Here is a 21,142-nt window from a genome sequence, read left to right on the forward strand (position 1 = left end):
CTATTTATTTGGTTACAGAGAATGTTCAGTACGCCTGATTATATCTTCCTGGGTTTTGGGGTCCAGAGCAACAAATAGAGCGCTATAGCCTGCCACTCTAACAATGAGGTCGCGATATTTTTCGGGGCTCTTTTGAGCTTCCCGAAGGGTTTGCGCGTCAACAACGTTGAACTGGACATGCCATCCCTTAAGATCCCGGAAAAAAGTGATTATCAGGTCGATAAGTTTCTTAATGCCCTCTTCTTTGGCAAGTACCGAGGGAGTAAATTTGAGGTTGAGTAGTTGAGCAATCATTTTAATTGTGGGAAGTTTACTCACCGATTTGAGCACCGCAGTGGGGCCCTTTTTTTCGGTTCCGTAGAAAGGAGAAACACCTTCAGCTATGGGTTCTCCTGCTCTCCTCCCGTCGGGGGTTGCTCCAACAGCCATACCCAAGGGGACATTGGCAGAAATATTCGAGGTTGATCCACAGTAGTTTCCGCCTATAGGACCGCGTCCAAAGCGGGTATTACGATAATTTTTAAGTTCATAAAGGTAGTCTTCCATAACTCTTTGAGCAAGCGCATCCACATAGTCTTCATCATTACCATACTTGGGGACTTTATCGCGTATTTTTTTGAGCACCATCTGGCCCGATGGACTTTCGAAATTTTCTCGCAGTGCAGTGAGCAGTTCTTCCCAGGTTAAAGTGCGTTCTTCGTATATTAATTTACGAATGGAAGCGAGACTATTTGCGGTGTTGGCTAATCCTGAAAAAGGACCACTAACCACGTCGTATACCGCTCCTCCTTCTTTAATGCTCTTGCCTCTTTCCAGACAATTGTCTACCAGCGCTGAACAAAAAGCGTCAGGAACCAGTTCCTCGAGTGCAGTATCGGCTCCTGCATCCATTAAAACTTCGCATTTAGTGTAAAAAGCAAGTTGTTTTCGAAATTCCTGATAAAAGTCTTCAAAGTTTTTGCAATGCTGGGGTGTTTTTGTGGTATGAAGGCAACAACCATTGACAGGACACTTTCCTCCATAAAGGGTAACTTCGAGTACTTTTAACGCATTGAGGAAAGACATACCAGTGTTACGATATCCCCATTTTCCAGGAACTGCAGCTTCTACGCAACCGACAATGGCATAATCTCTTGCGTCTTCAATGGTGGCCCCTTTTTCCATGAGGGCGGGTATGATTATTTCGTCGTTCTTCATAGCTGGCATTCCAAATCCCAACCTGATGACTCTGGCACATTCTTCAAGGTAAAAACGCGGGGAGGTGGTGTGATAGCGCGCCGAAAGGTTAGGAGTTGTTAAGCGTAACCCCCCTACAGCTTTTAAGATAAGAATGCTCAATTCATTGGTAGCATCTCGGCCAGAACGGTCCTGACCGCCAATGGTTACGTTCTGATAGGTCGTATACCCCATCCCAAAGCGGGTATGCGCCCAGGGACGGATTTTGTTGATAGTGAACATCTTAATGAACAGGTTCTGTAAAAGCTCTACAGTAAACTGGTGGTCAATTTTTCCTTCCTGAAAATCTTTAGCCCAGTAAGGATAGAGATATTGATCTAACCTTCCCAAAGAGAAAGAATGTCCATTACTTTCTATTTGAGTGATTAAATGAACAAACCAGGTGAGCTGTATTGCTTCGTAGAAACTGGTTGGGGGTCGTTCTGCAATGCGGTCAAGCACTTTAGCAATGTTTTCAAGTTCTCTTTTGCGGAACGGGTTCTCGGTTACACTGGCCTCCAGTTTGGCCAGTTGTTCATATCTTTTTATAAACTTTATTACTCCTTCCAGTACGATAATTACAGATTCATAGAAGACCTTTTTCTTGATGAAATCAGGGTCTCTGGGGTCCAGAGACTCTTTTTTTTCAATTGTTTCTTCAAGCAATCCTTTCCAGCCCTTTTCCAGGACCTTGGGGAAGTTTACAATAATGTGTCCATCACCGGAAGTGATGTTCCCTCTTCCCGAAATAGCTCCTATTTCTTGAGCTTTCAGCACAAAGTCAGGAATAATTTGCGTAGCTCTATCATAAAGGGTTTTCCCTTTCCAGTAAGGGATTACTTCTTTGAGGAGTATTTCTTTTGCTTTCTGGTCGATGAGAAATTTGTCCCCTGGTCTGCGGTGAAATTCATCAATTTCATTAACGATCCAATCCCAGGAGTACTCAGGAAAAATGGGTGCTCCTCGTGGTTTCGAAGCTTGGTTGCCAACCAGTAGCTCGTCCTGATATATAAAAATAGTCATTTTTTCCAGAGTGCTGGCTAATGCTTTAGCTCTCTTCAAAATTGGGGGGTCTGCTTCATTTTGCTGGTACGTTTCGGTATAAATACGAGCTCTCTCTATACAAACTTCAGGTATTGTTTCCAGCAATGCTTCACGCATAGAGCGAATTCGTTCTGACATGGTATAACCCGTTTCTAAAACGTCTAACACGGACTGGGTCATTTTGCTCACCTCACATTAAAAAACTCATAAACGTTTTCTCAGTACTTCAAAGTGGAAAAATTCAGAATGGTAGTAATCTTTCGAAAAAAGGATTGCTTGTCCTCTCGCATCATAATGAACATGTTCGAGCAACAAAAAGGGTACACTCCTTTTTAAACCCAGCTTTTTCAGGAAATCTTTATCAGGGCAGTAAGGTATTATTTTGGCTTTCGAGTAGGCAATAACTATACCTTTTTGTTCCAGTGCCTGGAAAAGCGAACCGTGCCAGTCTCCATCCGAAAAATTTGCGGTGTAGTTTTCTGGAATAATGTCTTCCAGATAAAGCAATGGTTCGTTTTCAATGCCCCTTATACGCTTTAAGAGAACGAGAGGACTTTTAAGAGGAATCCCCAGTTTTTTAGAGATAAGGGCATCAGCAAGAATTTTCTCCTTTTCCACTCTAAGAGTGACCAATTCAATTCCTGAATCCCGAGCCATTTCTGTGGCACTGCGCAACCTGGATATGTCCTTACCCAGGGATGAGGGATCTGCAATAAGAAAAGTGCCTTTCCCCTGGAGAGTTTCGAGAATGTGTGCCTGTTCCAGGCTGCGTATTGCCTCTCGTACGGTGGACCTTCCTACCGAGAAAAGAGAAGCTAAACTCTCTATGGAGGGTAACCTGCTACCTCTGGAGAGCCCTTCTCTAAATATGTAAGCAAGAATTTCTCTTTTTACCTGGCTAACCAGATTTTCTTTCACTATCATCGTTATCATATTAGCAGGTCATATGATGACTTTTAAAAGCATTTTACTGCTTTTTATTCCCTTTGTCAAATTGGGGGATTGCTTTTCTGGGATAACATCCCAAAATGTCTTTTTATGAAATTATCTCGATTTCTGAAACCAAAGCGATTTTTTAAGCTTTTTAGCAAAAGTTGTTTTTGCCCTTCGGGTATTTAGGGCTGTTTTTTCCCGGCTTAGCGTGAGCCCAAAAAGAGCGTATAACGACCGGATTGTCAGGAAATGGAAAAGGGATTATGACCAGGAATTCAGATTAGAGGTTTTCTGTTTCATTAAGAAGGAAGTTCAGGTTTTTTGAGATCGGGTTTTTCGGCTCTTTGTGGTTTCCTGGTGGAAGAAACATTTCTTTTTGGGTTTGGTAGTATATTGTTGGTTAGCACTATCTCCGTGTTTTCTGCCCTTCTATTGGTTTGGCGAAAAAATGATATAATGAACCGAAAGATGATGTACACTAAGGCGGATATTCTGGAAAAAGTACAGAGTGTGCTCAATACTCGTGAAGAAATCATCTTTGCATACCTTTTTGGTTCTTTCACCGAAGAAGTAAGCTTTCGGGATATTGATATCGCAGTGTACTGCGATGAAGAGCATCCCCGGCTACGTAACCTCTTTTACGATATTGAGCTTGCTCGGGAGCTGGAAAGCGTCCTGGGTATTCCGGTTGATCTTGTGATCCTCAATCATGCCCCCGACTACATCGTGTACCGGGCTTCTCGTGGCATTCTCATCAAAGACATGGATGAAGACTTTCGGTGTGATTTTCTCGTCCTCAGGTGGAAAACATACCTGGACTTTCAAGAGGTTCTCAAAAAGTACGCCCAGGAGTTCAAAAATGCCCATAGATAGAGAAAGGATCTTATATCTTCTGGGCGAAATCGAAAAAGGCCCTGAGTATCCTTAAAGAGTTTCAGCAGGAAGCAAAAGAAAGGATTCTTGGTGATCCAAAATCCTTGGGAGCAACCAAGTATTACTTCATCGTGGCTATAGAAAGCTGTGCCAGTGTTGGGAACCACATTATTTCCCGTGAGCACTGGGGTATTCCAGAGAGTTACGTGGATACCTTTGTTATCCTGGGACGGAAGGGTGTAGTGCCGGAAACTCTGGCACAAAACCTGGTTAACATGGCAAGATTTAGAAACCTTTTGGTCCACTTGTACTGGAAGGTAAATGATGAGAGGCTTTATGAAATCCTTCAGTCTCACCTTCAGGACATTGAGGAGTTTGTAGACTGTATAACCAGGCGGTATCTTTGAGAAAAAATATCACCATGTAGTTCATATTATGTAGGGTACTCAACAGGGGAGTATTCCGCAAAGTGTCCCTCTGGAGTTTTTCCGAAACCATTGCTCTTTCCCAGCGTAGTGTGAGTCCAAAAAGAGCGTATAACGACCGGGATTGGCAATGATCAGGAATTCAAGGTTAGGGATTTTCCGCCCCATTGAGGAGGCAAGATGGTTCTGGGCATTAGCCTTTTTGAGGGCACTGTTATAATGGGGTAGGTAAAAGGGGGTGTTATGGCTGGAAGAAATACACTGGAAGCATCGATTTTTTAACGATTCTCCACGCAAGCACGTGCTTTTAATAACCAACCATGGCTGTCATGCTCCACAAATTGTGGTTACGGTAGATACTGGGGGACAAAACATATACGTTAATAATCTGAGCAAAGCTCTGGTGAGGTTGGGTTATAAGGTAACCATTCTCAATCGTGGTGGATTCCCGCATCCGGTGACTGGAAAGATGCAAAAGGGGGTTGCCTACTATGATCGGGTGTGGGGTGATGAGGGTTTATTTTCTCGTGTTGTGTATCTCGAAGATGGTTTTCACGAATTTGTGCCCAAGGAAGAGCTGAACCTGGAACACCTGGAAAAGGAAAAGGACTTTTTTATGGAAGTGGTTAGAGAGCAGCTTGCCCTGGATTTGGAAGGTTTTCATTTTATTTCATCTCATTATTGGGATGGTGGCTTACTCGGTGTTTTGATAACGGAGGAGTTAACCAAAAGAGGTTTTTCCACGCCAGCCCATGTTTTTACTCCTCATTCTCTGGGCGTTTTAAAAAAAGAGAGGTTTCGGAATGCTTCCTCGCAGGATGTTGCCCGCTTTCGTTTTCAATACCGTATCGCTCAGGAAGAAAGGTGCATTGCTAATTCCTGTGGTGTAGTTGCCACCTCCCATGCAATTGAAAGAGCTCTGAAAAGATATCGTTCTCGCCCTAAGCGAGTTTTCTGGTTTCCTCCGGCAGTGGATACCGAAGTGTTCTATCCCCGGAAAATTAATGAATGTTCACTGGCTATTGAAGTGCTTGGTAGGGCACTGGGTATTTCCAGAGAAAGAGTTGTCAAACTCCTTGAAGAAAAAGTGGTTTTTCTCGAACTAAGCCGTACTGCGCGTACTAAACAAAAGGGTCTGGTGCTTACGGCTTTTGCTTCGATGAAGAACCGGAAAAAGGCGCTACTTGTGATGAATGTGGATTCGGCTTCTCCCCTTTATCCCAGCATCATGAGAAGTTATCACAGGTTAGGTGCGGATGAAAATGTGGTTATTGTTGATTGGCTTTTAAATGAGGAAGAAGTGGCTCAGCTTTTTGCTCTTGCTCAAGTTTTCATAACTGCTTCTTTGATGGAGGGATGGGGGATGGCAGTTCAGGAAGCCGCAGCTTCCCGGTGCGCTGTTATCTCTTCCCCCTTTGTGCCTTTTGTTTATGAAGTACTTGGGGAAGCTGCTCTGATTGTGGAGAAAAACACTCCTTTGGCTTATACTGAGCGGATGGACCTTTTGGTTGAAAATGCTGAGCTGAGAGAAAGAATAGGAGAAGAAGCATATCTTAAGTCTCAACAACACTCCTGGGTGAGCAGTACCCGAAGGTGGATTAATGCAATGGAGGAGGCGGGATTAATCGTTGTGTAGCTCAGTATCTGGCACGACGCGAAGAAGAAACTACCTTTTGGCAACGGATCTTGATGGTACTTTGTTAGGTAGCGGGGAAAAATATGAGAGTGCACTGGAGCTTTTCAAGAAAGCTCTGGCTTTGAATTCTTTTACTCTGGTTTATGTAACAGGGCGTAACCTCTGGGAGATTCAGGAAGCTATTGAGAGCTATCATTTGCCTTTGCCTCGGGCTGCTATTGCTGAGATAGGAACCAGGATTTTCTACCAAGAAAGAGGGATTTTCATAAGAGATACGGATTGGGATAAGGAGCTGGTGCAAAGTGCTCCTGGTTGGAATCGAAAGAAAATAACGGAAAGCCTTTCCCAATTTAGGTGGCTTTTTGAGCAGGGCGAGAATCATCAGAATCCTTTTAAAGTAAGTTATTATTTTGCCAGCGCATCTTTAGTGGAGAATCGTCTCGATCAGATAAGGGAAAAAGTTGAGAGGATTTGTTCCAACTTCGAGCTGGTGGTAAGCTCTGACCCAAATTCCGAACTTGTGTTTTTGGATATTGTTCCCCAAAAAGGCACTAAAGCCGGAGCTCTTGAATATCTTAGAAAGAAGCTCGGTTTTGGCAAAAACCAGGTGATATATGCAGGAGATAGTGGCAACGATTTGCACGCTTTAACTGCGGGCTATTGGTCTGTGGTTGTGAAGAATGCTCCTGGGGAACTAAAGGAAAAAGTTGCAAAGATTGCTCGAAAACAGGGTATAATCTCACGAGTTTATTTCGCCTGTGGTTGTGGCGAGCTTGACGGGAAGTATGTATCCGGCTTGATAGAGGGTTTGGCCAAATTAAAGGTTATTCCGCTCCATTTATTGAATGAGAGTGGATAGATTTCATCGACCACACATTCAATTTTTCTACTCGTATTTTGCCATCCCTGCAAAACACTCGTAAAGGTTGAGAGTATGCCTCAAGTGGCGGGTAGTGCCTTACTGTTTTGCAAAAATCTCCATTTAGGAAAACTTCGATGACTGAGTTATCAACGAATATGCGCAGGTTAACGCGCTGATTATTGGGTAACCGGTAATTTTCGTTCATGAACCGCTTACTTTCATTGTCGTAAATTATAGATTCTCCGCCTGGAAGGATTAAGCCCCACTCTCTTGCCGAAACTTTAGAAAGAATGATTTCTATTTCAATCTGGTTGCCACCGGGGATCTCAAATTCTCTGAACCCAGAGCTGTCCGTAAAGCCTTTTAACTCAAAGTAGTCCTTGATAAGGGTTTCCCTCCTTAGCTGGGTCAATTCTGGCACGGGTTCTATCTTCAGCGAGCCATCCGGAGAAAGGCTAATTAGGCGAGGCAAAGAGAGGACACCGCTCCAGCCAGATCGAAGTTGTTCTTCTACAGGTCTTTCTTCATGGATCCACCCGAAAAGAATCCTCCGGTTTTTGTTATCAAGAAGTGTTTTTCCTGCGTAGAAACTTCCATAGTCTACAATTCCAAAGGTTTCTGGTTCGAAGAAAAGATTTTTGAAGTTTCCCACTGCCCATTTGGTGAGTTTTCTCGAAGAGAGAAGAACCCATTTCTCGCCCAATGGAAAAAAGTCGGGACATTCGTCCCCTGCTGCAGGGCCCTGATAAAGGGGGTGGAGGTATTCCCACTTCAAAAGATCAGTAGATGCAAAAAGAAGAGGAGAACCTTCCAGGTAAGACTTTCCTGCCCCAAGGAGCATATACCATTGATTATCCATTTGCCAGACGTGGGGATCTCGAAAAGTCTCGTTTAATTCGGCTGGTTTTTGAAGGTAAGAAATCACCGGGTTTTGGGGGTATTTTTTCCAGCGTATCAAATCCTTGCTCAGGGCAAGACACTGATTTTGAGGATAAACGCCAGTATAAAAAGCAAGGAATAGATTACCTCTTTTTATGATGCTACCTGTCCAGCATCCTTCTGAATCAGGCTTTCCTCTTTCTGGAAAGAGTGCTATGGGAAGGTTTTCCCAATAAACGAGGTCTTTACTCACCGCGTGGTCCCAGTGCATGTTCCCCCAGAAAGGCAATCCAGGATGGTATTGGAAAAAAACGTGATAATTTCCGTCATAGAAATAGGGGATGGGGTCATTCATCCATCCTGGTGGGGGAAGGAAATGGTATCTGGGTCTTTGTGGATCTCGTGAGGCTTCAAGCAATCTTCTTCTTGCTTCCTGAAGGACCACTTCCAGAATGTCTTCCAGAATTTTCTCCTGTTGATTGGCAGGGTTAACTGCTTTGGGTGAAGGCTTGTTTTTGTGCGCCAATTGTAAACCTCCATCTTCATGGTTTTGAATATAATAAATCCGGATTTATGCAAAGTAAAGCTTCCAGAAGGCACAAAAAATTGATTTGCGGATTCGGCCTGTTTTAGGCTGGGTTTCGAAGAAAGTCAAGGATCTTCCGGGAAAAACCGTACTGGTCAAACTCGCTGTTCAGATGAAAAACTGTTCCGGCATGACCGGTGTTGGGTAGAACAATCAACTCTGCCTTATTGCCTTTCTCGCGCAGTTTTTGGTACAGCAGTTGCGACTGCGCAGGAGGGGTAACCCGGTCTTTTTCGCCTACCGCTATCAGGTACTGGATGTGGGTTTTTTCAATCCGGTTAACCGGGGAAATTTCGGGAAGATTTTCTTCCCCCCCGAAAAGATGCAGAAACACTTTTTCAACTATGCCGCGAAATTCAGTTTGCAGATAGCCGCGATAAGCAGGGAGGTGATAAGGGCCGCTCAAAAGAACTACCTTCTTAATGTCGGAAAAAATTGTAGGTGGTAAAAGGTCGTCCTGAACGGTGAGAAGAGCTACAAGGTGTGCTCCTGCTGAATGTCCCATTAAAATCAGGTGATGAGGATTCCCACCGTAGCTTGAAATATGTTCATGGACCCATTCTAAAGCGTGCTTGGGGTCGTTGAGAAAACCAGGGAAGCGAACCTCCGGGTACACACGATAGTCAACGTTCACAAAGATGAAGCTGTTCTGGGTAAAGCTTCTGGCAAAGTGGGAGTATAGTAAGTCTTCTCTGGATCCTCGCATCCAGGCTCCTCCATGGAAAAAGACCACTACGGGGAGTTTTTCTCCTTTTTGGATGCTTGTGGGAACCAGGATATCAAGTTGCTGACGTGATTTTTTACCGTAGGCTATGTCTTTGTACACTATGCTTTCTGTGTATTCTGCGAGCTTTTCTGCAGGCATGTGAATTTTTTTGTTTTTATGCTCACAGGAGAGCTGGAAACGCTCACAGAGTGTTTGCATGATTTTTTCGTTTTCTGCGAAAGAAAAAGCGAATTGCTCTTTCAGGTCTTCAAGCAACGATTTTTGAGCGTTTTGAAAGACGGCTGCTCCCAGAGCAAGGAGTAAAAGAACCGCTACTGCACTGCTTCGTAAAGTAAGTTTTTCTTTTTGGGGGCTGGAATGTATCCAGCCCCTCAATTTTCGGATGCAGGCTAACAAGGCTTTATTCTTCACTCCACCTGGTAAGTGAGGGTTTGTTCTCCAAATTTACTGCATACTGCTTTAATTTCTATGACGTCACCTTCTTGCGCATCATTTAGAAGATAAAGGGCCTTTTGCTCTGCTTGAGTGAACTGAGATAAGAATACTTGTTCAATGACTACTTTCCCGTTTAACGAAATGGTTAGCGAGTTGATGTAGTGATCACCTTGGGGGTCACCGACCTGGTGAAGAATGGAGAGTTCCAGTACTTTGGTTTCTGGGTTGAAAACGGCATTGATTCGTGAGGGAGGATGAGCCAGAGAAATTGCCGGGAGCAGCAACAATAGGGTGAGGAATAGACAAAAGGTAAGTAAAAATTTTTGCCGTTGCATCGTTTCGTCTCACTTTACCTTGGTCATGGGTTGACCGCAGCAGACCAGCTCTCCACCGCCGACTTCTTTCACCTCAACCACATTACCACAGATTTCGCATCGAAAAACTTCGCCTACTTCTTTTACAGGTGGCATCTTGGTTTCACCTCCAGAAGGTTTTATAATTTAAAAAACCTTTTGAGGTTGAAAAAATTCCTGATTTGACGGTTGAAATTTGTGGAAAGACAAATCCTTTACATCATCATCCTTGCTATTTCCGTTTTGGTTACCGGTACAGCAGGATATATCATTATTGAGGGATGGCCTTTACTCGACGCTTTTTATATGACAGTTATCACACTCACCACAGTCGGTTTTGGAGAGGTTCACCCTCTTTCTGCATCCGGCAAGCTTTTTACCATTTTTCTGGTAGGTTCTGGAGTTTTCGTCGTAACCTATTCTATATCTTTTTTGGTCGGTCTTCTTGCCGAGGGGAGAGCCGGTGAATTCTTGCTCAGGAGGCGGGTCAGAATGGAGCTGCGAGAAATAGAAGGCCACTTTATCGTCTGTGGTTGTGGAGTGGTAGGTTCTGAAGTTGTGGAATACTTTGCGCGGACTCGGGAGAGCTTTGTGGTCATCGAGCGGGATGAATCGAAAGTAAAGGAAGTGCTCAAAAATTATCCAGAGCTGCTTTTTATGGTTGGTGATGCCACGCGAGAGGATGTGCTGAAAGAAGCAGGAATTGATAGGGCGCGGGGCCTTCTGGCCTTGCTGGGGAGTGACGCCGATAATGTGTATACCGTTATTACTGCTCGTTTTATGAACCCCCACCTGCGAATAGTGGCTCGGGCTATTCAACCGGAATCTATCGAAATTCTGAGGCGGGCTGGGGCAGATTACGTAATTTGTCCTCAAAAAATCGGTGGTTTGAGGCTTGCTGCTGCTGCACTGCGTCCCCAGGTCACTTCTTTTTTGGACCTGGTTCTGCGCAGCGAAGCTTTTGATTTGAGTATTGAAGAAGTAACCATTCCTGAAAATTCACCGTTTGCCGGAAAAAGCCTTCGAGAGCTCAATCTTCCAGGGAAGATAGGTTTAATTGTAGTGGCAGTAAAACCTGTGAATAGGCCAACCTTTGAATTTAATCCTCGGGCGGACACGGTCATCGGAGAAGGGGACATTATCATTGTTTTGGGTAGATTACAACAACTGGCTGAACTGCGCAAGATGGTCACCCCTGAGTAATGGTTTGCCTTTCTTGATTAAAGCTTAACTGGCAGGTCCTGATTTTCAAGAAGGATTTGGGGAGGGAAAAATCGGAAAGCAACACTTTTTATAAGCATTCCGGATTTGAGGGCCTGAATAAAGAGTGTTTTGAGGGTGGGGTCTACTGAGTAATTGGGTTGGAAACAGGATACTCCAGGTAATGAGGTTACAAAACACAACAAGGCGCGGTTTTTTTGCTGGGCATAGTTTATTAATTCCCGGATGTGACGCTTGCCTCTCGGTGAAGGGCAATCTGGATACAGTGCTGCATTACCTTTTTGAAGTAAGGCTCCCTTTAGTTCGCACATCCATTCCTCTCCTTCACTTTCCAGTAAAAAGTCGAATTTGTTTCCTTTCCACTGTGGGTTGCGTTTCAGCACTTTTGGGTCTTTTAACCAGCGTACAAGATTTCTGGCCAGAGCACTGGAGAAAGCAAGTTCCATCAAATTGGTGTCAAGAAGCGCAAAAGCATTTTTCTTCACTTCTATACCGATAAGCCTGCCTTCGGTTTTTGGTGCTTTACGAGGCAGAAAACAAGCTCTTCTGCCTCGTAAAAGGAGATCGGTCAATCTGCCAGTGTTGCCAAGCGAAAGTCGTATTATCCTGGTTTTCCAGATTGCCTCTACCAGGAAGCGATTAATGCGTTTTTGAAAAACACAAAATTCAAGATCTGGTAATTCCAGACATAAAAAACTATCAAACATTATTAACTATTTTAATTAATGTTGTTCTGATTTATTGAGAATGGATTGCCAGGTCTTTTATCCCCTTTAGAGCTGACAACGTCCATTCTCTACCTGCTTTAAAGAACGCTTCGATATTTTCGAAGGGTACATCCTGGGGAAGGTCGCAACCCGTACTGAGCACAAAGAGAGGGTGTTCACGCATTGTGTTAAGAAGTTGCAGAGTATCGCTATATATTTTTTGGGGTTTCTCCTGAAGCATTTCAATGGGGCTGATGTTTCCTATTAATAAAATGTCTTTACCAACTATCTCTGCTGCTTTTCCAAAGTCAACCATGCTATCAAGGCTCAATCCGGAAACACCGCATTGCGCCATTTCTTTAAGAAGATGGGTAGTGTCACCACAGACGTGAAGCGTTATTTCGAGGTCGTCGAGCACTCCAACCAGCTCTCGGTAGAGCGGAGCCAGATGGTTTCGGAATTGTTGAGGTCCAAAAATAACTGCGGTGGGTTCAAGCACCATCAGGGTATCTGCTCCAGCCTCAGAGAGGGCTTGAGCGTAACGAAGGATGATTCGCTGCGAAAACTGCAAGATTCCTTCAAAGAAGTCAGGTTCAGTTAGGCTTTTAATGGCGATTTCATTAGCACCGGTGAGTAAACCGGCCAGAGTGAGTGGGCCTATCACAAAAGCCCCTACTGGGCAAGGCAAAGCCACCTTCATGTGGCGCAGGGTTTCAAGATACACCATTACCCGTCCGTCGCCCAGGATGTCGATGTTTTCAAATTTTTCCAAATCTTCCAGGCTTTTTACAGGATGCTCTTCTACTGAGGGGGTTTCTTCAAGCGGAAATCTGACCGGCAGGCCCAGAGCGCTGGCTTCTACCGATAAGTCCATGAGAAAAAACATGGCATCCGGGCGGAAGCGGTCATATAGCCTACTGAGAGAACGAAATTGGACAATATGATTAAATTGATTTTGTTTTACAGTGGTACCCGTCAGTTGTAAACCGGGATATCCCATCAGAGGAACGACAGGTCTTCTTCCCTCTTCGTATAAGTATTGAGCCAGGTTGGTCAAGTTAAACCTGTCTTTTTTTCGAGAGTTCATTTTTATCACCTTTTAATTAAGAAAATTAATTTTCAGATAAATTATATAACTCTCTTAATTAAAAGTCAACACCCAAAAACTACCTGGCTCATTACTAAGAACCTAAAGAATTCTTTCCATGTATCTGAAGACTTCTTCCAATTCTTTCAGCTTGTTTTCAAAGTCGCCCTGCTGCAGAGCATTTTTTACGCAAGTTTCTATATGCTTTTTTAAGATGACCGAGTTGGCCCTTTTTAAGAGGGCTATAGTAGCCAGAATTTGTTTGGATATGTCGACACAGTAGGCATTTTCTTCGACCATACGAATAACTGCTTCCAGTTGTCCCCGGGCTGTATTGAGAAGCTTTAAACTCTGGGCATGCTTGGTCATTCAGGTTCTTACCCCTTTCACGATTACTTTTCGATGGCGAGGTCCGTCAAATTCGGCGAGGAAAATTCCCTGCCAGGTACCAAGGACCAATCTGCCTCCTTCCACCACTACCAGAACTGAGGAACCCATCAAGGAAGCTTTTATGTGAGCGGGAGAATTTCCTTCGAGGTGAGCATAGGATACATTTTCGGGAACCATCCTTTTCAAACCCATCAGGATATCCGCTATGACGTCCGGGTCCGCATTTTCGTTGATGGTTATCCCGCAGGTGGTGTGTGGAACATAGACTACGCAGAAACCTTCTTCGAGCTTCATTCTGCGCACGGCATCCTGAACCTTTCCAGTGATATGAACGAATTCTTCGCGAAGATGAGTTTGAACTACAAATTCTTCGTGCATGTTTTAACCTCCCTTCCCGGATTAAGGCAAGAGTTCCTCAAGTTGTTCTTCTGGAGAGCGATCGGTTGGTTGCTTTTCTGTAGAGAAACGTTGTTCCCGGTTTTCTTCGGAAGTTGCCCAGGGAGTTAGCGGAAAACTCACGGTTATGGGAATTCGCAGAAAAGGTTGGTCTATGATGACTTCTCCTGGCAAAAGAGAAGACGCTTTTTCTCGCAGCGCTCCCTGAAGGTGCGCATATTCTTCCTTGCTCAATTCGGCTTGTTTCTGGCGACCCACAATCGTAGTGGCTGCCTGGGTGATGACCCGGTAGTCAACCTGTGAAGCGGTCTGCTCTGCCCCAATAAGCACTACCCGGAAGGACCTTCCACGCTCAGCAACATCCCTGAAGATACCTGCCAGAGCTCCTCCTCCGGTGCGAGGAGCATATTTGTTCAGTTCATCGAGATAAATGAAAACTGGTTCAGGAAGCTCGTCTTTTTCTTTGAGAAACATTATTTCTTTCAACACAGCACCAACTACGAAAGCTTGGACTCTCTGGTGTAGCTTGGAAATATCGATTACTGTGGTACTGCCTGGATGGTTCCACTGAAGATGGTAATCGGGTTCTGGCACTTTATCAATGGGACCATAGCATTTTTTCTCTATTTTTCTCCAAAGTAGGTCTATACCGGTTCTTTGAGCAGTTCTCAGGCGGCGGGCTACTGCCATTATGGTTCGATCTTCGAGTTGTTCTTTTCTGAGTTCCTCGACCAGCGAACTACTCGCTTCCCCTTCCTCATTGATTTTAAACATTTCAACAAAATCCCTGAAACTGTTGGGAAGACCAAAGTGCCCAAGAATTACTCCAGGGTCTTCACCAGTAACTTCCAGGTAGACCCGTATCAAGTTGCTTTTCGAAAGACCTTCAGTTCGCATTTGCAGTCTTTTTCGATAACATGCTTCTTGCAGCTCTTTTTCGGCATCTGCGAGCAGTTTATCGTACCTTGCCCTCAGCAAGTCTTCAATGACGGTTACCGCAAGTAAAAAGTTGGGGTTGGCGCTCACTTCTTCTACATCAAACATCAGGGATACCAGGTTCAGCTCCACAATATCCAGAATATCCCATCCATAAGTAAGGGTTCCTTTTCTGGTGCGCGAGATGCGTGGAGTCCCCCGGTAATCTTTTGGGGGAACATATACCCGCACATTTTGGAAAGGCCTGGGTTCCACCCCAAAGCGAGAAAACATTTCTTTCCATTCCCGACCCTGACGTTTATTTTCCTGAGCTTTCCATTCTGCGTTCCAGTGGTCAAGAAAGAGAAGGCTTTCTCCTTTCACGTTAAAAATCACTGAGCGGCTGTTTTTAAGTTCCCGGGCAAATGCACTTTCCAAGGCGTTTTTCTCGGCATAGTTCTGGAGCATCCAGAGTAAAAACGTGGCATAGGAGGTTTTGGCAGCTACTCCGGATTGACCGCTGATGTTGATGTGTGCTCCATTGTCTCCCAGCAGGTATTTCAAGTCCAAGTAAGCTACTTCACCATTGGAAAGAATCCCAACCGGGATTTCTCTTTTTTCCTTTTTTATGACATCGAAGCCCAGGGCGGCGTCGGTTTCTTCAGGATCGATGAGGAAAACCTTCTCTCCAGCTGGAGGTGGCAGAAAAGGTGTAATGGTAACCAGGTCTTCGCCTCGCCAGGTTTGAGCACGGGTAACTGCTACCTGGCAAAGATAGATGGGAGTTCCACTAAACGTTCCTTCAAAGTAAGCCTCTTCCTGATAACCAGTGGTTATCATGCCGTCCCAGGTGGTGACCACCTCGATGACTACACCGTAAGTTCTAAATTTTTTCTCTCCAAACTGGTAGTCAACCTGAATCAAACTGTCGATACCAGGCACCGGTTGTCCGGAGTTCACTCTTATCCAGAAGCTGTAGGGGGATATTTCTTTCAATCCGGTGACAGTGCCTACCAACTTAGGCATTTTTGACCCTCCATATGAATTTATGACATAAACTTTGAATCCATTGAGGAGCGGAAAAGTACTGACCCAAGTAGTTTTCAAGGGCTATCATGGGAAAAATGTTTTCAGGTAATCTCCGGTATGGAAAATCTCGGGTGAGAGAAGGAAGCACAGACGCAATGGAGTTGAAAAACTGCCCCAGTTCTTCTTTTTTGCCTTCCAGCTCTTTTTCCCGTAGCACCACCTCTAATCGTACCAGACCTTTTAGAGGGTAAAGAGGGTTTGCATCAACAAGACGCGTGAAACAGAAAACTCTTACCGTATCCGATTTGTCTCCCAGATAGGCGCTCAGAAAAGGGGTGCGTTTACCGCGGTCAATCCTGAAAAGAAGGTTCATAAAATCCTCGGAAGGTGGTATTTGCAACCTTTGGATTCTTTTTACCAATCCACAAGGTCCCTTCCCACTTTCAAAAAGATGGGTGTCAAAGTGAATGGTGCCGTCCATTATGATGGGAGCATTTTTGCTAAGCAGAGAATTGACCACCTGTTTTTCCAGCTCTTGCATAGCGTTAAAAACTGCTTGCTGAGCGGTCTCCTGATAGGGAGCGTTGCGTGATTTGCGGCTTGAGGTTTTTACAAAGAAAAAAAGGTTGTCGTCTACTGCAAAGGAAGTTTCCGCTTCTCCCATATCTAGGAAAAGTTCTTCGGGGGTACCAACGACCCTGCGCAGGTGGGGAGGGTTTTGGGGTGAAAACCCCGGCTTAACTCCGCCTTCTTTTGACCATTCCACATATCCGGCAGCTACTTCTGCCAGAAGGAGGACGTAGTTTTTCAGAAACAAGCGGGCGTATATTCGCATCCTGCCGTCCACAAAATACATTCTCTCTGGGATGGAAGTGCTGATTTCTGACTCCCAATTTTTCCATTGCGTTTCATCGGCTTCCCATAAATCCGATGAAGTGAGAAGTTCTGGTTCCGAGACCATCTCTTCGTGGTGAAAAGCTCCTTCCTCATAAAACCAGTGGTCGAGCTGAACCATATTCTCAGAAAACAGTTCTTCCCAGCTTATAATTCCTCTTCGGTGGTTATCCATGAGGCTTTTCCTCCACTCACATTAAGGCGGACTGGAAAATAAGTAGCGAAAAGAGGGTCGTGGGTTACTATACCTACCAGTTTTCCGTCTTTACCCATATTTAAAATAGCATCTGCTACTAACTCCAGATGTTCTCTATCTAAGGCAGAGAAACCTTCGTCTATGAAGATACAGTTGGCTCCGCTTTTTCCACTTTCATTGCCAAAGCGCACCCGGGAAAGAGCTATGGCTAAAGCAAGAGCAATTAGCGTTTTTTCACCCCCTGAACATTCCCCAGGTGAACGTTCCTGACCTCCAAACAGGTTATCGATGACTGCCAGGGTGGCCTTTCCTCCCTCCATTTTCATGGAAACCGTGTATCTTCCCTGAGAGATGTCAGCAAGGATGGTAGAAGTTTCTTTCTCCAGCTGCTCAAAGAGCAAGCCCAGGAGAAAGTTCTTAAATCCTTTACTTTCCAGAGCTTCTTTCAAAGTTTTGTGAAGGTTTCGTTCCTGGATGATTTTTTCCAGTTCGGCTTCTAACTGTTCTTTTTCCTGGATTTTTTCCTGCAGGTTCTGGATTGCCTGGCGTTTACTACCCAGTTTTTCGTTGGCTGCACGTATTGCTTCTTTTAGTTCGACCAGTTGCACAGCGAGGTTTTGTGCCAGTTCTGAAAATCTCGCATGTTCTGTATGAAGCTCCGCTTCGTAGGCTTTTATTTTCGACTCGGTGTCTATGAGTTCTTTTTGGAGATGTTGCAATTTCCCCTCAAGGTGGACTTTTCGTTCCTGCCAATTGCCGGGCTTCTGGTCTTTAAGACTTTTGAAATAATCTTCACTCCAGCCCAGCCGTCCTATTTCCTCCAGAAAGAACTTTTCCTGGCTTTTGCTTTGTTGAGCAACTTCCTGAATTTTTTGTTCCAGTTCTCTCAATTCCTGGGTGAGTTCTCGAAGCTTTTCTTCTTGAGCTTTTTTACGTTCTTCCAGTTTGCCTTTCCGGTTTTCCAGGTTGGAGGAACTTTCGAAAAGTTCCTGAATTTTGTTTTGGGTTGCTTCTATGATTTCCTGGGCGTTCTGTTCAATTTCACGATTGGGGTCAAAAGGCAGCTTGTTTTCTTTGAGGATGGAGAAAATAAATTGTCTTTTTTGTCGCAAGTAAGTTTCTTTCTCTAAAAGCTCGCGGGTGATATTCTGGATTTCGCTTTGCAAGTCCCCGATTTGTTTTTTCCAGCTTGCAAGATAAGTTGCTGCTTCCTGTAAGTCTTTTGAAGCGTTGTGTAGTGTTTCAAAGAGCCCTTCTACTATTTCATTTTTGTGTTTGTAGAACCTTTGCAGAGAGCTAAAATCTTTTATCCCCTCTTTGTCAAGCTGATGTTCTTTTAGAACTCCTATCATGTTCTTTCTGATTTCCAGAATTTTCGTCTGCAGGGTTTTTAGATTTTCAATGTCTCTTTCCAGTTGAGCACTTTTTTCTCGCAGTTTTTCATCAATACTCCGCCTTTTCTCTTTCCATTTTTCGAGTTCGCTGCTTGTTCTGGTTAGTTCTTCTCGAAAAGCACGATACCGTTTTTCTTCCTCCAAAATATCTGCTGTAGGTTGTTCAGAAACGGGAGGTGCCGGCTTAACAGTGCCACAAAGGGGGCAGGTTCCACTTTGCTTCCATTCTTCGTTGAGTTCGTTAACAAGGTAAGTCTTCAGGATCTTGTGGTGAGCTTCTTCCATAGCAATTTCTCGTTTTTTCATTTGAGAGAGGGTCTCTTCGATGATTTTGACCCGGTTGAGAGCTTCATCCAGTTCTTGCTTCAAGAGAATGTTTTCTCGTTCCTTCTTGGTTTTTTCTTCTTCCAGGAATTGCTTTTCTCGCTCCAATCCCTTTCTCTCTTCTTCTAAAGCAGCGATACTCTCCAGGGTGTGCTCAATCACTTTGAGCCAGCTTTTTTCAGTTTGAAGCTTTTCCTGGATGGCTTGCGTTTTTTCACGTAAGTGGAACAAGTCTTTTTCTTTATTCTTTATGGCCTGAGAGAGGTCGCTTTCCCGCTTCAATAAATCCTGGTATTTTCTTTGCAAGAGAGCAATTTGTGGCTTGAGGGCTCGCGTTTCTTCAAGAGCAGGTTTTACCTTTTCTTGCAAGATATTGGCAATAAGCTGGTGATGGTCTTTTTCTTGTAAGAGGTGAACAAGTTTCTGGGCACTGGTTTTGATTTCCTGGTCAAGGTTGGCAATGGAGCTGTTCAGCTCTTGAATGCGTGATGCTTTCTGGGTGCGTTCTTTTTCCAGCTGAGTTAGGTTTTCCTGACAGCGAATTAGTGGTTGGTAGAAGTTAAGGTTTACCTCCAGGGCTTTTTGTATATCGCGGTCCAGTTGGGCTCTCGCTTCAGCTTCTTTGATTTCTGCTTTAAGGACTTCGATTTGCTGACTGAGGCTTCGGCGCTTTTTTTCTTCATCCACAGCTTTTTCTACCAGGCGCTTTCGATGTTCTATGGTTTCTTCCTCTTTTTTGAGTTTTGCAATACTCTTTTCAAGCTCGCTTCTTTCTTTTTGCAAAATTTCAATTTGTCCTTCCAGGTCGGCTTCCTTGAGGAGGCGCAATTTATCCAGACGAGGACCGAGATTACCTTCTAAGAAGTCGAGCCGATTTTTAACTTTCTGGTGTATTGCATCCAGAATATCCAGCCCAAATAAGCTGCTCAGGATGTTAAAGCGCTTGGCGGGCGTAGCTTCAACAAAAGAGAGTGTTTCTCCCTGAGGCAGAAACACCGAAGCCCGGAAAGTACTGGCATCGAAGCCTATCAGCTTCTGTATTTCTTGATTTACCCGTTCTTCTCCAGAGTGAATGGTTTGCCAGTTTCCTCCCAGCCTCTGTTCTAAAGCGGCACTGCCTCCCTGCTTTTTGGAGAACTCCCTGATTATCCGGTAACTTTCTCTTCCCACCGTGAATTCAAATTCCACCCGCAGAGCATCATCAGGATGTCCTCGATGAAGCAGTTCTTGTTTGCTGCGTTCGGAGCGCACTCCTTTACCGTAAAGAGCAAAAAAGATTGCTTCCAGTATAGAGGACTTCCCTGCTCCATTGGGGCCGACCATTACAAAGAGATTGTGTTCAAAATCGAGCTCCAGATTTTCAAGACCCAGAAAGTTTTTTACCTTAATGCTAACCGGTCGCATCTCGCTCAACTTCCTCTAAAACCTGATGATAATAGATTTCGAATAATCCTTGCAGTTCTTCGGGGAGATTGTTGCGCTGACAATATTCCTTGAAAAGTTCCGGCATAGTATATTTACTGATTTCTCGCTCTTTTTCTGACAGGTCCTCTGTTTCGACCTTATGAGATAAGACTTCCAGTGAGACAATCTGCCAGTTTTCGCCTTCCAGGTTTCTGATTTCGGATATGAATTCCGGGGTTAGCAACTCCTCTTTTATCCTTAACCGGATGTAATTGCGTTTTCCTTGCACTCGGCTGGCTATCTCCTTTTCCAGGTTATTTATGGTGTCAGTTTCTTCAAGCAAAAGGCTGAAAAGTTGTGCAGAGGAACTGAAATAGTAAGGTCGTACCTCGGGCTTTTGCCCCTCTTTAAATTCTACAATGAGAAAACTCCCTCTTTCGCCCTCTTTTTGAAAGGTGTCGCAAATGAGGGAAGATGGATAATAAATCGGGAAGGGAGCTTTTTCAAAGGGTATCAGGCCATGCAGATGACCGAAAGCTCCATAATCAATGCCTCGGGGTAGTTCGGCAGTTTTTAAGAATATTTCTCGTGTTATGTTGGCTTCCTTATAAAAAGCTAAATCCTCGAGAGTACAGTGAGCAAGCAAGATGTGCCAGTGCTCCGGATGGTAGTGTTGCTGCCATTTTTGGAATATCTCTGCTAACACTTCTGCAACTTCTTCCTGGATGGATTTACCAGGGCATTTTCCAAGATATCTGGAAAGACTCAAGTACGGTAAAGGATAAATGCATACGCCGAAATCCTCAATGAGTAAAGGGGTAAAGTTTTTAGATACCATGATGGAGTTTGGGAATATCCCCTGTAGGGCTTCTATCGCATACCAGTCATGGTTCCCCATGACCCAGACCACCCGAGCGTTGCGACTCATCTCGACCAGAACTTCAGTTGCTAAACGAATAGCGTCGCGGGGAGGGTTATGGTACTGATGAAATAGGTCTCCCGCATGCAGGACAAGATCCACTTTTTCTTCCTGGGCGATTTTCAACATTTCCTGAAGGCACTCTCTCTGCTCTTCGAGGCGGTTAATTCCCTTGAAACCTTTCCAGGAAACAAGCCCTAAGTGCCAGTCTGCGGTGTGCAGGACTTTAAGATTCTTTTTCATAAAAGTACCTCCTCTTTTATTTTATCACGGCTGTTTGAGGGGGAAAACCTGCTAA

The 21,142-nt window shown here is 44.4% G+C and carries 19 protein-coding genes; 5 read left to right on the top strand and 14 right to left on the bottom strand.

What is annotated here, in order from left to right; translation table 11 throughout:
- Positions 1-12 precede the first annotated feature (12 nt).
- Together QBE54_RS00320 and QBE54_RS00325 are read right to left on the bottom strand one after the other, a co-directional pair.
- Positions 13-2,439 (bottom strand): formate C-acetyltransferase/glycerol dehydratase family glycyl radical enzyme, encoded by a 2,427-nt coding sequence (locus QBE54_RS00320; RefSeq protein ID WP_369018370.1) that lies wholly within the window; start codon positions 2,437-2,439, stop codon positions 13-15.
- Between the two features lie 24 nt (positions 2,440-2,463).
- On the bottom strand, positions 2,464-3,177 hold the full coding sequence (locus QBE54_RS00325) for a GntR family transcriptional regulator (protein WP_369018371.1): 714 nt from the start codon (positions 3,175-3,177) through the stop codon (positions 2,464-2,466).
- A 483-nt stretch (positions 3,178-3,660) separates the two neighbouring features.
- On the opposite strand from QBE54_RS00325, the gene QBE54_RS00330 reads away from it, so the two are divergent.
- From QBE54_RS00330 to QBE54_RS00345, 4 genes are all read left to right on the top strand, one after another.
- Positions 3,661-4,065 carry a nucleotidyltransferase domain-containing protein gene (locus QBE54_RS00330; protein ID WP_369018372.1) on the top strand — a complete coding sequence of 135 codons (405 nt, stop codon included), beginning with the start codon at positions 3,661-3,663 and terminating at the stop codon, positions 4,063-4,065.
- An 83-nt stretch (positions 4,066-4,148) separates the two neighbouring features.
- Positions 4,149-4,472: a DUF86 domain-containing protein gene (locus QBE54_RS00335; protein ID WP_369019365.1), complete on the top strand. Its 324-nt coding sequence runs from the start codon at positions 4,149-4,151 to the stop codon at positions 4,470-4,472.
- Positions 4,473-4,728: 256 nt separating this feature from the next.
- Positions 4,729-6,126, top strand: coding sequence for a glycosyltransferase (locus QBE54_RS00340; RefSeq protein WP_369018373.1), 1,398 nt, complete (start codon positions 4,729-4,731; stop codon positions 6,124-6,126).
- Positions 6,119-6,985, top strand: coding sequence for an HAD-IIB family hydrolase (locus tag QBE54_RS00345; protein ID WP_369018374.1), 867 nt, complete (start codon positions 6,119-6,121; stop codon positions 6,983-6,985). The genes QBE54_RS00340 and QBE54_RS00345 overlap by 8 nt, the downstream gene beginning before the upstream one ends.
- Here the strand turns inward: QBE54_RS00345 and QBE54_RS00350 are convergent.
- The 4 genes from QBE54_RS00350 to QBE54_RS00365 all read right to left on the bottom strand — a co-directional run bounded on the left by QBE54_RS00350 (position 6,951) and on the right by QBE54_RS00365 (position 10,085).
- Entirely contained in the window at positions 6,951-8,393 is a 1,443-nt protein-coding gene (locus tag QBE54_RS00350) for a glycoside hydrolase family 32 protein (protein ID WP_369018375.1), read from the bottom strand. The genes QBE54_RS00345 and QBE54_RS00350 overlap by 35 nt on opposite strands.
- A gap of 103 nt (positions 8,394-8,496) precedes the next feature.
- Positions 8,497-9,555 (bottom strand): alpha/beta hydrolase, encoded by a 1,059-nt coding sequence (locus QBE54_RS00355; protein ID WP_369018376.1) that lies wholly within the window; start codon positions 9,553-9,555, stop codon positions 8,497-8,499.
- A 32-nt stretch (positions 9,556-9,587) separates the two neighbouring features.
- A complete protein-coding gene (locus tag QBE54_RS00360) occupies positions 9,588-9,899 on the bottom strand; it encodes a hypothetical protein (protein ID WP_369018377.1) in 312 nt (103 codons plus the stop codon).
- A gap of 60 nt (positions 9,900-9,959) precedes the next feature.
- Entirely contained in the window at positions 9,960-10,085 is a 126-nt protein-coding gene (locus tag QBE54_RS00365; protein ID WP_369018378.1) for a desulfoferrodoxin FeS4 iron-binding domain-containing protein, read from the bottom strand.
- Between the two features lie 81 nt (positions 10,086-10,166).
- On the opposite strand from QBE54_RS00365, the gene QBE54_RS00370 reads away from it, so the two are divergent.
- Positions 10,167-11,171, top strand: a complete 1,005-nt coding sequence (locus tag QBE54_RS00370) for a TrkA family potassium uptake protein (protein ID WP_369019366.1) — start codon at positions 10,167-10,169, stop codon at positions 11,169-11,171.
- A 17-nt stretch (positions 11,172-11,188) separates the two neighbouring features.
- Here the strand turns inward: QBE54_RS00370 and sfsA are convergent, their stop codons facing one another.
- The 8 genes from sfsA to QBE54_RS00410 all read right to left on the bottom strand — a co-directional run bounded on the left by sfsA (position 11,189) and on the right by QBE54_RS00410 (position 21,087).
- On the bottom strand, positions 11,189-11,896 hold the full coding sequence (sfsA, locus tag QBE54_RS00375) for a DNA/RNA nuclease SfsA (protein WP_369018379.1): 708 nt from the start codon (positions 11,894-11,896) through the stop codon (positions 11,189-11,191).
- A gap of 31 nt (positions 11,897-11,927) precedes the next feature.
- A complete protein-coding gene (locus QBE54_RS00380; RefSeq protein ID WP_369018380.1) occupies positions 11,928-12,983 on the bottom strand; it encodes a uroporphyrinogen decarboxylase family protein in 1,056 nt (351 codons plus the stop codon).
- Between the two features lie 102 nt (positions 12,984-13,085).
- A complete protein-coding gene (locus tag QBE54_RS00385; RefSeq protein ID WP_369018381.1) occupies positions 13,086-13,352 on the bottom strand; it encodes a metal-sensing transcriptional repressor in 267 nt (88 codons plus the stop codon).
- Positions 13,353-13,751 carry a secondary thiamine-phosphate synthase enzyme YjbQ gene (locus QBE54_RS00390; protein ID WP_369018382.1) on the bottom strand — a complete coding sequence of 133 codons (399 nt, stop codon included), beginning with the start codon at positions 13,749-13,751 and terminating at the stop codon, positions 13,353-13,355.
- Between the two features lie 21 nt (positions 13,752-13,772).
- Complete coding sequence (locus tag QBE54_RS00395) at positions 13,773-15,710, bottom strand: ATP-binding protein (protein WP_369018383.1); 1,938 nt, start codon at positions 15,708-15,710, stop codon at positions 13,773-13,775.
- Entirely contained in the window at positions 15,703-16,782 is a 1,080-nt protein-coding gene (locus QBE54_RS00400) for a hypothetical protein (RefSeq protein WP_369018384.1), read from the bottom strand. The genes QBE54_RS00395 and QBE54_RS00400 overlap by 8 nt, the downstream gene beginning before the upstream one ends.
- Positions 16,755-19,925, bottom strand: a complete 3,171-nt coding sequence (locus QBE54_RS00405) for an AAA family ATPase (protein ID WP_369018385.1) — start codon at positions 19,923-19,925, stop codon at positions 16,755-16,757. Before QBE54_RS00405 ends, QBE54_RS00400 begins: the two co-directional genes overlap by 28 nt.
- Positions 19,912-21,087 (bottom strand): exonuclease SbcCD subunit D, encoded by a 1,176-nt coding sequence (locus tag QBE54_RS00410; RefSeq protein ID WP_369018386.1) that lies wholly within the window; start codon positions 21,085-21,087, stop codon positions 19,912-19,914. Before QBE54_RS00410 ends, QBE54_RS00405 begins: the two co-directional genes overlap by 14 nt.
- Between the last annotated feature and the right edge of the window lie 55 nt (positions 21,088-21,142).

It is taken from the genome of Thermatribacter velox, from assembly GCF_038396615.1.
Taxonomy (GTDB): Bacteria; Atribacterota; Atribacteria; order Atribacterales; family Thermatribacteraceae; genus Thermatribacter; species Thermatribacter velox.

Coding starts and splice junctions, on each gene's coding strand:
- QBE54_RS00320 (WP_369018370.1), bottom strand. CDS start 2,439: ATGACCCAGTCCGTGTTAGACGTTTTAGAAACGGGTTATACCATGTCA.
- QBE54_RS00330 (WP_369018372.1), top strand. CDS start 3,661: ATGATGTACACTAAGGCGGATATTCTGGAAAAAGTACAGAGTGTGCTC.
- QBE54_RS00365 (WP_369018378.1), bottom strand. CDS start 10,085: ATGCCACCTGTAAAAGAAGTAGGCGAAGTTTTTCGATGCGAAATCTGT.
- sfsA (WP_369018379.1), bottom strand. CDS start 11,896: ATGTTTGATAGTTTTTTATGTCTGGAATTACCAGATCTTGAATTTTGT.
- QBE54_RS00380 (WP_369018380.1), bottom strand. CDS start 12,983: ATGAACTCTCGAAAAAAAGACAGGTTTAACTTGACCAACCTGGCTCAA.
- QBE54_RS00385 (WP_369018381.1), bottom strand. CDS start 13,352: ATGACCAAGCATGCCCAGAGTTTAAAGCTTCTCAATACAGCCCGGGGA.
- QBE54_RS00390 (WP_369018382.1), bottom strand. CDS start 13,751: ATGCACGAAGAATTTGTAGTTCAAACTCATCTTCGCGAAGAATTCGTT.
- QBE54_RS00395 (WP_369018383.1), bottom strand. CDS start 15,710: ATGCCTAAGTTGGTAGGCACTGTCACCGGATTGAAAGAAATATCCCCC.
- QBE54_RS00400 (WP_369018384.1), bottom strand. CDS start 16,782: ATGGATAACCACCGAAGAGGAATTATAAGCTGGGAAGAACTGTTTTCT.
- QBE54_RS00405 (WP_369018385.1), bottom strand. CDS start 19,925: ATGCGACCGGTTAGCATTAAGGTAAAAAACTTTCTGGGTCTTGAAAAT.
- QBE54_RS00410 (WP_369018386.1), bottom strand. CDS start 21,087: ATGAAAAAGAATCTTAAAGTCCTGCACACCGCAGACTGGCACTTAGGG.